Source organism: Dysgonomonadaceae bacterium zrk40 (assembly GCA_016916535.1).
In the GTDB taxonomy this organism is placed as follows: domain Bacteria; phylum Bacteroidota; class Bacteroidia; order Bacteroidales; family Dysgonomonadaceae; genus Proteiniphilum.
On the sequence record CP070276.1, the window covers coordinates 264,546 to 278,882 of the forward strand.

Consider the following 14,337-nt stretch of genomic DNA (forward strand, 5'->3'; position numbering starts at 1 on the left):
TTAGAAGGTACGGCGCTTTTAACTTTTCATCAATACCATGTTGATCTCAGTGAATCAACAAAAATGTCAAAATACCTGCAACATAACCCAACAAAGCGAGGGGTGTGAACCGCTTCAGGTAATAACCAAAACTGATTTTTTCAAGTCCCATCACCGCTACACCTGTGGCAGAGCCGATAATCAGTATACTGCCACCGGTTACGGCACAATAGGCTAGGAGGGTCCAGAACCCACCGTCTGCAATAAAGTATTGCATATAAGAAGTCAGGTCTGCAGAGCTATCGGGTAGTGGGAACATACCCATTGTTGCAGACACCAGAGCCACATTATCGACCAGCGAAGAGGCGGCACCAATCAACACACCAATCAGATAGGGTTCGGTAATCAATGAAGTAAGATAGCCGGCAATTTGCAATAGCTGACCGCTTACATTCAACGCGGCTACCGACATCAAGATACCAAAGAAGAAGAAGATGGTCGGCATGTCCACCGAGCGGGACAATGCCGGAATACGCATTTTATCGGAGTCTCTTATTTCGCTTATCCGGCCATATATGAGATCTGTATAGATCCAAAGAAGAGACAATCCAAACAATACACACATAAAAGCCGGGAGATGAGTCACCGTTTGAAACAGAGGCACCAACGCAAGAGAAAGGGTACCGATCCAGAAAATCAGAATTCGTGACCGCAACCGAATCTTATCGATAAAAACATTACCAGCAGAGATATCCCGGTTTTGCCGCAACACAGCTCCTTTTTTGAACAGCCAAAAGTTGGCAATCACCAATATGACCATGAGATTGATAAATGCCGGTAGAAAAAGATGGGTGATCTGGTGCATCGCTGTGATGTTTCCACCGTTCCAAAGCAACAAAGTAGTCACATCACCTATTGGAGACCAGGAACCGCCTGCATTTGCTGAGAGAACGATCATGCTGGCATATTTCAGCCTGTCTGTTTTGTCAGGAACGAGTTTACGCAAGACAGCTATCAACACAAATGCGGCAGCCAGGTTATCGAGCAATGCCGAAAACAGAAAGGAGGAGATACTAATCAGCCACAACAACCTTCGTTTATTGTTGGTTCGCAACGAATGCGTAATGGCGAGAAATCCACCATACTTATCCACGATATTTACGATGAGGAGGGAACACATCACGAAAAAAAGTGTCTCAGACACATCACCCAGATGAGGCAGAAAAGTTCTCTCGGTGAGGTAGGAAATACTTTGCTGCTTTGGGCTGAGAAGGGCAATCTCTACGCGCTGAATATATCGCTGGAAATCATCATGCAATACACTGTCCAGTAACTGAGTGGAATTGAGCATGACCATCAACCAAAGCAGTACAGACATAAAAAGGGCTGTTGCCGATTTGTTGATGTGAATTTTATCTTCCAGTGTAATGAGTACGATACCCATTACAAAAATTATCGGCATCCAGATATCCATTGGAGTATCGAGACTTTAAGTATTATTTTTGCAGCGAGTAGAGCACCTGAATCTCTTCTGCCCATAACGCTTCATCGGGTGTCTCAAGGATCAGTGGCATGTTGTCGAAGCGGGGATCGTTCATGATGAAGCCGAAAAGATCCATGTTCATCACACCCTTTCCGAGGCTGTCGTGGCGGTCCACACGTGTAGCCAGCTCTTTTTTGGAGTCGTTGATGTGCATCCCCTTGAGGTATTGAAAACCAATGACCTCCTCAAATTTTCGGAAGGTATCTTCAAAACCCTCGCCTGTTCTGATCTCGTAGCCGGCAGCGAGCGTATGAGCCGTGTCGAGGCAGACCCCCACCCTGCTCTTATCCTCCACCTTATCAATGATATGGGCTATTTGCTCGAAGGTATGTCCCAGGTTGGTTCCCTGTCCCGCGGTGTTTTCAATCACTGCGGTGACACCTCTTGTCTTCTCCAGGGAGAGGTTGATCGACTCGGTGATGCGGTCGAGACAACCATCTACTGATATCTTGTTCAGGTGGCTCCCGGGATGGAAGTTAAGCCGGTTGATGCCCAGTTGTTCACACCGTTTCATCTCATCGTTGAAGGCGGCACGCGATTTCTGCACCTCCTCCTCGCCCGGGTTTCCCAGGTTGATGAGGTAGCTGCTGTGCGGCAAAATCTGATCTGGGGTGTAGCCATATTCCTTGCAGCGTGAACGGAACAGTTCAATGTTCTGTTCACTATAAGCAGCGGCAAACCACTGCCGCTGGTTCTTGGTAAAAAAAGCAAACGCCTTGGCCCCAATGGCATGAGCGTTGACCGGTGCATTCTCCACACCGCCTGATGCGCTGATATGAGCTCCTACATATTTCATAAGATATAATTCAAATTATTCAGTGTGAAACCAGACGAAACATCTGTCGATCATCCACTTTCGCACGAATGAAAAACCGTTTCGTGCTGAACCTCACACACAATCTCACTTTGTTCTAAAAACAAAGATACAATGTTTTTCCCAAAAAGTGTGTCCGGATGCAATTGTATTGCAAGAATAGGCTAACTGCGTTTTTTGGGAAAAGTGATCAGGAAGGAGAGTCCCCCTTCGGGCCGGTTGCGGGCAAGGATGCTGCCCTTGTGAAAGAGCACCGCGTTCTTCACGATGGAGAGACCCAGCCCCGAGCCCCCTGTGGTGCGGGTACGCCCTTCATTCACCCGGTAGAACCGTTCAAAGATCCGCACCAGGTGCTTCTCTTCCAAACCGGGACCGTTGTCATGAAACTCGAAGAAGTAAGCATCTTCATTCTCGTTGTGGCAGCGTATCACGATCTCTATTCCCTCACCAGCATAAGCGATCGCATTCTCTGTCAGGTTGCGGAAGATGGAGTATAGCAACGTGCGACTCCCGTAGAGCACAACATCCTCATCCACCTCCACCATGAATCGGTCACCTTTCTCCCTGAGTTTTTCAGACAGGTCGCCCTCCATCTCCTGCAGCAACTCCCCTATGTTCACCGGTTCCATTTCAAAGCGGTCGGAAGCCTCCTCAATCTTGGTAAGCATGCTGATGTCCTGAATCAGTTCCGATAGACGGATGGTCTGCAGGTAGGCTCTGTCGAGAAAACTGCGCAGGCGCACATCCACATCCTCACCGGCAAGTCCCAATATGGTCTCCAGGTAACCTCGGATACTGGTGACAGGCGTCCGCAACTCATGCGCGATGTTGTTGGTCATCTCCTGCTTAAGCAGCCGACGCTTCTCCACGCGGGTGATGTCGCTGATATATAGCTCGAAGCTGTGGTCTTCAAAGATGATCACCCGTACGTTGAACATCTTGCCACTCTTCTCCATGCGCACCGAGAAAACGTTCTCCTCTGCATCCTTCCGGTCGAGGAAACCTACCACCTCCTTGAATGCGGGATCAGCAAACAGGTTCTCCGTGACCAGCGTGGGTGACTCGAGGATCAGGTTGAGATATTGCAGAAAATGGGAATTGGCGTACACCTCTTTTCGTTCTTCCGAGAAGATGGCAATACCCTCTTCTGAGAACTGAAAGTGCTGCAGCAGCTTCTCCCGCTCGGCAGCCAGACGGCGTCGGTTCTCCTGCAGCAGGTTGTAGTTCTCGACAATGGCGGCACTCACCTCTCCCACCTCATCATCGGCAAAGACAAATGAGGGTGGGATTGCGGCACCGCTCTTCACGTTCTGTGAGAAAGCTCTCAGCTCCCTTATGGAGCGGGAGAAGCGGTCGGAGAAGTAAATCACCATCAGCACCGAGACGATAAAGAAAAGCAGGATGTAGTAGGCAAACGAGTTACCGGAATGAATGAATGAGCGTAGCTCTACATCGTAGGGCAGTGCTACACGTACAAAGAGGTTGTCACTGTATCGCACATGGTAAAGATACTCCAGCTGGTTGCTCGCTGAACGGCGTATATCCGACCCGCTGCCTTCGACAATGCTCTCCTGCACCTCCGGTCGCAACAGGTGGTTCTCCATGCTGTCTGCTTCCAACCGGTTGTCATACAACACCTCCCCTTTGTGATCGATCAGGGTGAGCCTCACTTCCGGCTGCATGTATTGCAGCAGTTCCTTCAGCCTGGTGGTATCCATCTCGTGAAGAATCTGATTCTGCTCCAAATAGCGGGCAATCAGGAGTGCATCATTGTCCAGCATCCGCTGCAAGCTCTCGGTACGTTCTTTTCTCAGCTGCTGTTGTTCAAAGTAGATGATGCCTGCGGTGAAAAGAGCGATGATCAGTGAAAAAGTGAGCAGGATACGACTCTTAAAGGAGAACTTTATGCGCATAACTACTTCTCATTGTCCAGGTTCAGCCAATAGCCGAAGCCGGAGCGATTGACGATGATGCCGGCATATTCACCCAGTTTCTTTCGCAAACGGGTGATATGCACGTCGACGGTACGGTCAAGTACATATTCATTCTCACCCCAGACGCTTCCAAGGATTTCCGCACGAGTGAGCAGGTTGGGTGATACCTGTGCCAACAGTGAGAGGATCTCGAATTCTTTCTTGGTAAGAGACACCTCAGACCCGTCGATGGTCACCCTGTTGGAAGGAATGTCAATGGTGAGCCCCCGGTAATTCCAGTGTGTCGCCGGCGGCATCCGCACCAACGTGGTACGTTTCAACAGTGCCCGCACGCGAGCCAGCAACTCCTTCACCGAAAAAGGTTTGGCAACATAGTCATCGCCACCCAGAGAGAAGCCGGTGAGCTTGTCGTTCTCACTGTTCTTGGCCGTGAGAAAGATGATTGGGATTGTATTTCCCTCTTTCCGGAGTGTCTCTGCCATCTTAAAGCCTGACATGCCTCCCATCATCACATCCAAAATCAACAATTGATGCACATCGGTTAGCACTGCCAGCGCCTCTTCTGCTGAAGTAGCCACATCCACGATGTACCCTTCCTGTTCCAGGTTGAACTGCAGGATATCACAGATATCCTTCTCATCATCCACCACCAGTATCCTCTCTTCCATTGTACAGTTGTAATTGGTTTCCAGCCCGACTGTGAGAGGGCCAATCTCTTTGCAAATGTACGACATGCATGTTACATTCCTGTTACAAATAGATTACTTTTTTGTTAAGATGGTTTTAAATACCCTATCAGACAATGAGACAAATAAAGGGAAATATGTTATCTTTGTATCCGGAAGCCAACAGCTTCCTGTGTAGCTTAGGAAACCACATAAAAAACAAAGAAAGATGAAAGATTACCATCAGGAGGATGCACTTGTCCTCTTCTCCGGTGGTCAGGACTCCACCACCTGCCTTTACTGGGCCAGGCAACAGTTCCGTCAAGTCCATGCACTCTGTTTCACCTACGGTCAGCGCCACTCGCAGGAGGTGGAGAACGCTCGCCGCATTGCAGAGATGGCCGGCACACCTTTCCGGGTGCTCGATGCCTCCATCATTTCGCGGCTGGCACCCAACTCGCTGACCGATCTCTCCATGACGATGGATGAGACACAACCCAAAGACTCCTACCCCAACACCTTTGTTCCCGGCAGGAATCTCTTGTTCCTCACCTTCGCTGCCACGCTGGCTTATGCACAGGGAATCCGCCACATGGTCACCGGTGTCTCGGAAGCAGACTACAGCGGCTACCCCGACTGCAGGGATACCTTTATCCACTCGGCCAATACCACTCTGAACCTGGCAATGGACAGGCAGTTCGTGATCCACACACCACTGATGTGGCGCAACAAGAAGGAGGTATGGCAACTGGCCGACGAACTGGGGGTATTTGAAATCATCCGCAACGAGACGCTCACCTGCTACAATGGTATTCTGGCCGGGGGTTGTGGCCATTGTCCTGCCTGCCTGCTGCGCAACAAAGGGCTGGAGGCCTACCTCGCCGAAAAAGGAGGATAACAGTTATTATTCGTTCATCAACTACAATAGAGATATCCCATATGGAAAAAGATCAACTCACCCTATTGGGTAGCCAAACCGTCTACCGGCAGGATTATGCACCCGAGGTGCTGGAGGCATTCACCAACAAACACCCTGAGAACGACTATTGGGTGACCTTCGACTGTCCCGAATTCACCAGCCTCTGCCCCATCACCGGACAACCCGACTTTGCCACCATCCGCGTCGATTACATTCCGGATGTGAAGATGGTGGAGAGCAAGAGCCTGAAGCTATACCTCTTCAGTTTCCGCAACCATGGGGCCTTTCATGAGGATTGCGTGAACATCATCATGAAAGATTTGATCCAACTGATGGATCCCAGGTACATCGAGGTGACAGGCATGTTCACCCCCCGGGGCGGCATCAGCATCTACCCTTACACCAACCATGGCCGTAAGGGTACAAAGTATGAAAAGCTGGGCGAAGAGCGCCTCTTCGCCCATTCTGTCCCCCTGAAATAAACTGACAGGGTAGAAACAAAAGACATCCGGCAGGGGAATTCCCGACCGGATGTCTTTTTCTTGAAAGATAAAAAGTTACAGCTTGTTGCCAATCACTTATTCCTCTTCGCCCACTTTTGGCTCATAGACCCTCACCCAATCAATCAACATATCGGCAGGCAATTGCTCAGGATCGGTATCCTTGTTGAGACGGATGCCGAGGAAGAGATCAAAATCCTGTTCGTCGTATGGGTATTGTCCAGCCATGTCGGTAAGCACACGGGGATACTTCCGCGTGCGGATGTCATCCACGAAAAAGACCAGGCTGTCCGGATACTTCTCAACACCGTAGATGCGGTACTCCACCGGATTGACTCCTACCAGCGAGCTTGAGGGTGGATTTTCTGCCATCCCCTGCGATGTAGTATATTCAGAAGTTACCGACTGGTAAACAAACTCATCCATGCCGTAATGTTCCATGAAGTCGATCGAGATATGATTTTCCGATGGATCAACCGGCAGCAATGAGAGATAATGGGTGGCACCCTCAGCAGGGTTCACCCGGACCTTCACCTCGATCCGGGATACCTTCCCACTCTTCATACCTTCACGGGTGATGCCACCGGTGAGAAATGGCATCGTATCATTCGGCACCGAATTGGGCATTGCTCGCAGCACCAGGTTGCCCTCCTGTGAGAGATACAACGCATCATGCGTACTGGCATAACGGTTCATATGTTGTTTTCCCTTTGAGATTTTTGACCATTCATTCCCGTTCAGACCATCGTCAAAATCATCTTCCCATACCAGTTCCCATCCCTTGCGGAACTTCTCGTCACTCTCCTCCTTCTGGCCCGTACAGGAAACTATTCCACCAACGAGTGCCAATGTGAGGATCAGTAAAGTAGTTTTTTTCATGCAATAAAGTTTGTTGTTTCATTCATATTGTTCTGCAAAAATAACAATAAGAGGTGGTAGAGAGGTTCAATTGGAACACAATAAGTGTTAAACGAGGGGGCTGGCTTATCATTTTTATCAGAAACGGGGGAATCAAATATCGATTTCACACCAACAATAAGCTAAATAAAACAATTGAAAGGAAACTTTTATTACCTTTGCCCCTTGCATCTACATAGAAAAAGATCAACAGAGGTTACAATCAACGCAATCAATATGCCGGAAATTTCTCAGCGGGGATTTGAGATGCCCGCTTCACCCATACGCAAATTAGCCCCCCTCTCCGATGCTGCCAAAGCACGTGGCACCAAGGTGTACCACCTCAACATCGGGCAGCCCGACCTGCCCTCACCACAAGCTGCCCTGGAGGCAATCCGCAACATAGACCGCACTACGCTTGAGTACAGTCCCAGCGACGGTTACCGCTTTTACAGGGAGAACCTGACGGAGTACTACAGAGAGTACAACATTGAACTGACACCCGAAGAGATCATCGTCACCGCGGGGGGATCGGAAGCGGTGCTCTATGCCTTTATGGCCTGCCTGAACCCGGGTGACGAGATCATCGTCCCGGAGCCGGCCTATGCCAACTACATGGCCTTTGCCATCTCCGCCGGAGCAGTGATCCGCTCCCTGCCCTCAACCATTGAATCGGGATTCGCACTACCCCATATCGATGACTTTGAACAACTGATCAACGAGCGCACCAAGGGAATCCTGATCTGTAACCCGAACAACCCCACCGGTTATGTCTACACGCCCCAGGAGATGGAGCAGATACGCCAGTTGGTGATGAAGCACAACCTCTATCTCTTCTCCGACGAGGTATACCGGGAGTTCATCTACAATGACACGCCATACGTCTCCGCCTGCCACCTGGAAGGAGTGGAAGAGAATGTGGTGCTGATCGACTCGGTTTCGAAACGATACAGTGAGTGCGGCATCCGCATCGGGGCATTGATAACCAGGAACCGTAAGGTGCACGACACCGTGATGAAGTTCTGCCAGGCGCGTCTCAGTCCCCCGCTCATCGGCCAGATTGCTGCCAACGCATCGTTACAGGAGAACGGCAGCTACATGCAGCATAACTTTGAAGAGTACAAGAGCCGCCGTGATTACCTGATGGAACGACTCAACAACATTCCGGGTGTCTTCTCCCCCATGCCGCAGGGTGCCTTCTACACGTTGGCACGACTGCCCATCGACGATGCCGACAGATTCTGTGCCTGGTGTCTTTCAGATTTCTCCTACGAGGGTCAGACCATCTTCATGGCACCTGCAACCGGTTTTTACGTGACTCCGGGCTTGGGTAAGAACGAAGTACGCATCGCTTATGTACTGAACAAGACTGAGCTGGGAAAAGCACTGACGGTGTTGGAGAAAGCACTGGAGGCATATCCGGGAAGAAGATAAAGCGTTGAGATGAGTACCGAACTTTTCATAGCCAGACGTATCTACAGAGGAGAGAAGCAAAACGACAAGCGTGTCTCCTCTCCCGCCATACGCATCGCTATCACCGGCATCGCACTGGGACTGGCCGTGATGCTTGTATCGGTTTGTATCATCGTAGGGTTTAAAAAGGAAGTACGTGCCAAGGTGGTGGGTTTCGGATCCCATATCCAGGTCACAACCTTCGACAACAACAACTCATACGAACAGACTCCCATCGCCTTCTCCGACACACTGAGGGAGCTGCTCACCTCCAATCCAGACATCTCCCATCTTCAGGAGTACATCTCCAAGCCGGGCATCATCAAGACCGAGGAAGACTTCCTGGGTGTCATCCTCAAAGGTGTCTCTGAAAGCTACGACTGGGAGTTTTTCCGAAAGAACATGGTGGAGGGAGAGGTGATTCATCCGGATGACACCACCGCCGGCAACCGGGCCATCCTCTCCCGTGAGATCGCAGACAAGCTGCAACTGAAGCTGGGTGACAGTTTCACCTGCTATTTCGTGCAGGAGCCGGTACGTGCCCGTCGGTTTACCATCACAGGCATCTACGAGACCAATTTCGAGGATTACGACAAGCTTTATGTCATCACCGGGAAAGGAGTGCTTGCCTCCCTCAACGGGTGGGATGACGATATGGTGAGCGGTATCGAACTGCTGGTAAAGGATTACGAGAACCTCGACCGCACCACGCAAGATCTCTTCTTTACCATGGCATCCTACAAAGACCGCCTCGGCAACAACCTGTACACACGTTCCATCAAGGATATCAACCCCATGATATTCAACTGGCTCAACCTGCTTGACATGAATGTCTGGGTGATCATCATCCTGATGTTGGTGGTATCCGGCTTCACCATGATCTCGGGACTGCTGATCATCATCCTTGAACGCACCAATATGATTGGCATGCTCAAGTCGATGGGTGCCCGCGACTTCAGCATCCGCAAGGTGTTCCTCTACCTCTCCGCCTTCCTGATTGGTCAGGGGATGCTTTGGGGCAATGTGATCGCGCTTCTCTTCTGCATCCTGCAGGATCGCTTTCACCTGCTGAAACTGGATCCTGCCACCTACTACCTCTCCTCGGTGCCGGTAGACCTGAACCTGCTTTACATCCTGCTGCTGAATGCAGGCACGCTGCTGGTCACCCTGCTGATGATGCTGGGACCCTCCTATCTCGTTGCCCGCATTACCCCTGCCCGCTCCATCCGTTTTGAATAGCGTTTCCAAAAAGTAACTCCCGTAGTCAACCCGTCGACTGAAAAATATTGGTTATATTTGACAGCAAAAAGAGGGTATGCGCATATTACACACTGCCGACTGGCATCTGGGGAAACGGCTCGATGATTTCCCGCGGCTGGAAGAGCAACGGGAAGTGATGGAGGAGATCTGCGAAATTGCAGACAGGGAAGCAGCCGATGTGGTACTGGTTGCAGGTGATCTCTTCGACACCTTCAACCCTCCCACCGAGGCAGTCGACCTACTCTACCAAACACTCAAACGACTCACCGCAGGGGGTCGCCGTCCCGTGATCGCCATCGCCGGGAACCATGACTCACCCGACCGGATAGAGTCTCCCGACCCGCTGGCGCGGGAGTGTGGCATCATCTTCGCCGGTTATCCCCATACGGTGGTACCTCCCTATCTGCTCGAGTCGGGATTAAAAGTACTACAGAGCGACAGGGGTTTTCTGGAGCTATCGTTGCCGGGTTCATCCGCTCCTTTACGCATCCTTTTCACACCCTATGCCAACGAGTACCGTCTCAAAACCTTTCTCGGTAGGGAGGATAGCGAGGAGGAGTTACGGTCTCTTCTGCAGGAGCGATGGCAGCAGCTGGCCGACCGTTACTGCGACCATACGGGTGTCAACATCCTCCTCACACATCTCTTCGTGGCAAGAAGAGGTGCCACTCTTCCCGAAGAGCCGGAGGAGGAGAAGCCGATCCTGCAGGTAGGCGGTGCACAGGCGGTTTACACGGACAATATCCCCGCACAGATACAATACACCGCGCTGGGACATCTCCACCGGATGCAGTTCGTGGAGAAAGGGCCGTCGCCGGTCTGCTACAGCGGGAGCCCCCTCTCCTACAGCTTTGCCGAAGCAGGTCAGCAGAAACAGCTGCTGCTGATCGACCTTGAGCCCCGTGAAGCAGCCGTTGTACGAGAGGTACCCCTTACCCGGTCGAGGCTGCTGCTGCGGAAAAAGGCGGAGGGTGTGGATGAGGCACTGCAGTGGCTCAGCGAGCACAGGGATGCACTGGTAGAACTGACCATCGTCACCGACAGCTTTCTCACCGCCATGGAACGGAAAGCCCTTCTGGCAGCTCACCCCGGCATCGTGAGCATCATTCCCGAGGTTGCGGATGCTGAGACACTGAGGAAGGGAGGAAAACAGCAGATAGACCTCTCCAAGGGTATGGAAGCGCTGTTCCGCGATTATTTCCTGCATGAGAAGGGGCAGGAACCCAACGAAGAGATCATGCAATTGTTTCACGAAATAGTGGCAGAAGAGGAATGATACCAATAAAACTTACTCTGCAGGGACTTTACTCCTACCAGGCAAAACAGACCATCGACTTCACCCGGCTCACCTCCTCCGGCTTGTTTGGCATCTTCGGCATGGTGGGCAGCGGCAAGTCGTCGATCCTGGAAGCGATCACCTTCGCCCTTTACGGACGTACCGACCGCCTCAACCTCTCGGGCGACAACCGCAACTACAACATGATGAACCTGAAATCGAAGGAGCTGCAGATCGACTTCATCTTCGAGGCCGGCAGCGAGCATACGCTCTACCGCTCCACAGTGAAGGGCAGGCGCAACAGTAAACGGTTTGAGGAGGTGAAAACGCTCGATCGCACTGCCTACAGGAAGGTCGACAGCGAATGGATTCCAATTGAGCAGGAGGCTCTGCAGGCAGCCATCGGGCTGAGCTACGAGAACTTCAAACGCACCATCATCATCCCCCAGGGCCAGTTTCAGGAGTTCCTGCAACTGGGCAACAAAGATCGCACCCAGATGCTGAAAGAGCTGTTCAACCTGGGGAAGTATGAGTTTTATTATAAGGTGGCGGCACTCGAGACAAGGAACAACGAAAAGAAACATATCCTGGAAGGTGAACTGAAAGCACTGGGCGACATCGATGAAAGTCAGCTTGATCAGTACGAGTCAGGGCTGGATCAGCTGGAGAAAATCATATCTGAACACAAAAGCAGGCTCATCGAACTACAGCGTAAGGAGGAACAACAGCGGAAATTAAGGGAGTTGCAGCAGAAGAGCAGTGAGGCTGAGCGTGAGCTGCGGAAGCTGGAAAATGAAGAGCCGTTTTTTCGTGCCCTCGAAAAGAGCATCAACCGTTACGAGCAGTGTCACTACCGGTTCAAACATCGGCTTGAACTTTTGGAGGAGTGGAGCAGCAAGAAGAAGAAGAGAGAAGAGCTGATGTCTCTTGACAGAAAGCACCTGAAAGAGGTGGAGCAGACGATTGAAGAGATTGGGAAGCTGCTCACTGAGGTCAGACCGGCATACGAGAAACGGGAAGAGTTGCAGAAAAGGGCGACAGATCTGTCTCTGCTGCTGCAGATGAAAGGTGCCGAAGAGATCATCACCAAGGAAAAGAGACGTTCAGAAACAGGAAAAGGTTTTCTTGAGGAAGCCACAAAACAGCTAGAGCGTCTGAAATCGGAGAAGCAGCGCCTCGGGGATCTGATCAGTGAGTTGCGCGCGAAGATGCCCGATCTCATGTTGCTCTCTGCCATCAGAAGCTGGCATGCCGAAAAGAAGACCCTAGAGAAACAACTGGGCGACATCGGTGGGGAAACAGAGCGATATGCCCGTGAGGAGGAGGAGATCAAGCAGGAGAGAGCGCTCCTACGGCACAACAAGCTGTTTGAAGGAGTGTCGCTCGATGCAGCCCCTACAGCACTGGAGGATTGCCTGAGACAGGAGGTTGACACGTTGAAAAACCGGCAGCGTAAGATGGGTGAAGAGGAACATCATCTGCTGGTAAAAGAGCAGTTGAAAAGCTACGCCAGCGAGCTGGAAGAGGGACACCCCTGCCCGCTCTGCGGATCCAGACAGCATCCGGAAATATTCCGGAGTGATGATCAGGAAAAGCAACTGCTGCAGCTGACGGAAGAGAAAAGAGTTCTAGAGCAGCAACTCAACCAGCTTGCATCGCTCAGCGAGCAGCTCCTGCTGCTCAGGAGCCGTGAACGACAGGCATGCAAGCAGAAGGAAGAGTGGATTGGCAAAGGCAGCCTGGTAAAGCAACAGCTTGAGATGCACGAAGGGCAGTTTCAGTGGGAGAAGTACCACGATGAAGCGGCGCTGAACAACGCTTTCCTGGAAGTGAAGAAACTCCAGGATGAACTCAGGATACAAGAGGACTCACTTGCCGAAAAAGTGACCCAGCTGGAGCAGGAGGAGAAGAACAGGGAACGCTACCGTGCAGCGCTGGATCAGATACGGACCACGCTCACGGTCCAGGAGACCACTTTGGCCACCCTTCAGGAGCAACTTGAAATCATCGACCCCAGTCACTACCGGGAGTCCGGCAGCGAGGAGATTGAAAGGGAAAGGCAGCAGCTGCTCGAGAAGCATCAGCATGTGGTGAAGCAGTTCGAAGAAAAGAGCGGACTCCTGCAGGAACAGACCCGGGAGAAGGATGCCCTCATGGGTGCATTGGTGATCAACAACCGGGAGCTGGAACAGCAGCAGGCGGCCATCGACAGTTTGCAGGAACAGCTCAAGGAGGAGCTGGCAAAATCTACCTTCAGCAACATCGGCGAGGTGAAGGAGATCCTCTCCGCAGCGATGGATCCTGAAACAGAAAAGAAAAAGCTGGCAACGTTCCGTGACGCGATGATGCACTACAGATCTGCTTTCGACCAGTTCCAAAAGGAGATGGAGGGGAGGGTGTACGATGCACGGGCGCATGAGATGCTGATAGACGAAATGAACAGGATCAGTGAGGAGGTGACAGCCAAAAACCAGGAACATGGAAGTATCACCGGATTGCTCACGAAGCTAAAGAGTGATCTGCATAAAATGTCAGAACTGAAGGAGACAATGGAGAAGCTACTGGCAAGGGGTGAAAATATCCGAACAATGAAATCGCTCTTCACGGCGAGTGGATTCGTGAACTACATCTCCACCGTCTATCTCCAGAATCTCTGCAATGCCGCCAACGACCGATTCTTCCGGCTCACGCGACAGAAGCTGAGCCTCGAGATCACCCCCGACAACAGTTTTCAGGTGCGTGACTTCATGCACGAGGGGAAGGTAAGGAGCGTCAAAACCCTCTCCGGTGGTCAGACCTTTCAGGCATCCCTATCACTGGCACTGGCACTGGCCGACAACATCCAGCAGATCACCCGCTCCAGTCAAAACTTCTTCTTCCTCGACGAAGGGTTCGGCTCACTCGACAAAGAGTCACTCGGAATTGTATTTGACACGTTGAAGACACTGCGCCGGGAGAACCGCATCGTGGGAGTGATCTCACACGTGGAGGAGATGCAGCAGGAGATTGAGGCACACCTCCGCATTGAGAACGACCCGGAACGGGGCAGCCTGATCCGTCGCAGTTGGGAAGAGTAACTCTTGAAAATGATTATTCCC

At 51.5% G+C, this 14,337-nt stretch carries 11 protein-coding genes; 6 read left to right on the forward strand and 5 right to left on the reverse strand.

Translation table 11 applies throughout. The annotated features are described in order from the left end of the window. Positions 1 to 46: 46 nt before the first annotated feature. The 4 genes from JS578_01140 to JS578_01155 form a co-directional block, all read right to left on the reverse strand. On the reverse strand, positions 47 to 1,453 hold the full coding sequence (locus JS578_01140) for a sodium:proton antiporter (protein ID QRX63903.1): 1,407 nt from the start codon (positions 1,451 to 1,453) through the stop codon (positions 47 to 49). A 22-nt stretch (positions 1,454 to 1,475) separates the two neighbouring features. Beyond that, the gene (gene nfo / locus JS578_01145; protein QRX63904.1) at positions 1,476 to 2,318 is read right to left on the reverse strand and encodes a deoxyribonuclease IV; all 843 of its coding nucleotides are present in this window, start codon (positions 2,316 to 2,318) and stop codon (positions 1,476 to 1,478) included. A gap of 182 nt (positions 2,319 to 2,500) precedes the next feature. Then, positions 2,501 to 4,243 (reverse strand): two-component sensor histidine kinase, encoded by a 1,743-nt coding sequence (locus tag JS578_01150; GenBank protein ID QRX64875.1) that lies wholly within the window; start codon positions 4,241 to 4,243, stop codon positions 2,501 to 2,503. Between the two features lie 8 nt (positions 4,244 to 4,251). After that, positions 4,252 to 4,938, reverse strand: coding sequence for a response regulator transcription factor (locus JS578_01155; GenBank protein QRX63905.1), 687 nt, complete (start codon positions 4,936 to 4,938; stop codon positions 4,252 to 4,254). Positions 4,939 to 5,164: 226 nt separating this feature from the next. Here JS578_01155 and queC point away from each other — a divergent pair, with 226 nt between their 5' ends. Both queC and queF read left to right on the forward strand, forming a co-directional pair. After that, a complete protein-coding gene (gene queC / locus JS578_01160) occupies positions 5,165 to 5,833 on the forward strand; it encodes a 7-cyano-7-deazaguanine synthase QueC (protein QRX63906.1) in 669 nt (222 codons plus the stop codon). Between the two features lie 41 nt (positions 5,834 to 5,874). After that, positions 5,875 to 6,336, forward strand: a complete 462-nt coding sequence (gene queF / locus JS578_01165) for an NADPH-dependent 7-cyano-7-deazaguanine reductase QueF (GenBank protein QRX63907.1) — start codon at positions 5,875 to 5,877, stop codon at positions 6,334 to 6,336. A 96-nt stretch (positions 6,337 to 6,432) separates the two neighbouring features. Here queF and JS578_01170 read toward each other — a convergent pair whose 3' ends face one another. Then, positions 6,433 to 7,233 (reverse strand): glycoside hydrolase family 16 protein, encoded by an 801-nt coding sequence (locus JS578_01170; GenBank protein ID QRX63908.1) that lies wholly within the window; start codon positions 7,231 to 7,233, stop codon positions 6,433 to 6,435. Positions 7,234 to 7,488: 255 nt separating this feature from the next. On the opposite strand from JS578_01170, the gene JS578_01175 reads away from it, so the two are divergent. The 4 genes from JS578_01175 to JS578_01190 all read left to right on the forward strand — a co-directional run bounded on the left by JS578_01175 (position 7,489) and on the right by JS578_01190 (position 14,316). Further along, a complete protein-coding gene (locus JS578_01175; protein QRX63909.1) occupies positions 7,489 to 8,685 on the forward strand; it encodes a pyridoxal phosphate-dependent aminotransferase in 1,197 nt (398 codons plus the stop codon). A gap of 9 nt (positions 8,686 to 8,694) precedes the next feature. Beyond that, positions 8,695 to 9,942: an ABC transporter permease gene (locus JS578_01180; protein QRX63910.1), complete on the forward strand. Its 1,248-nt coding sequence runs from the start codon at positions 8,695 to 8,697 to the stop codon at positions 9,940 to 9,942. A gap of 76 nt (positions 9,943 to 10,018) precedes the next feature. Continuing rightward, on the forward strand, positions 10,019 to 11,239 hold the full coding sequence (locus JS578_01185; protein ID QRX63911.1) for an exonuclease SbcCD subunit D: 1,221 nt from the start codon (positions 10,019 to 10,021) through the stop codon (positions 11,237 to 11,239). Continuing rightward, the gene (locus JS578_01190) at positions 11,236 to 14,316 is read left to right on the forward strand and encodes an AAA family ATPase (protein ID QRX63912.1); all 3,081 of its coding nucleotides are present in this window, start codon (positions 11,236 to 11,238) and stop codon (positions 14,314 to 14,316) included. The genes JS578_01185 and JS578_01190 overlap by 4 nt, the downstream gene beginning before the upstream one ends. The last annotated feature ends 21 nt before the right edge of the window (positions 14,317 to 14,337 follow it).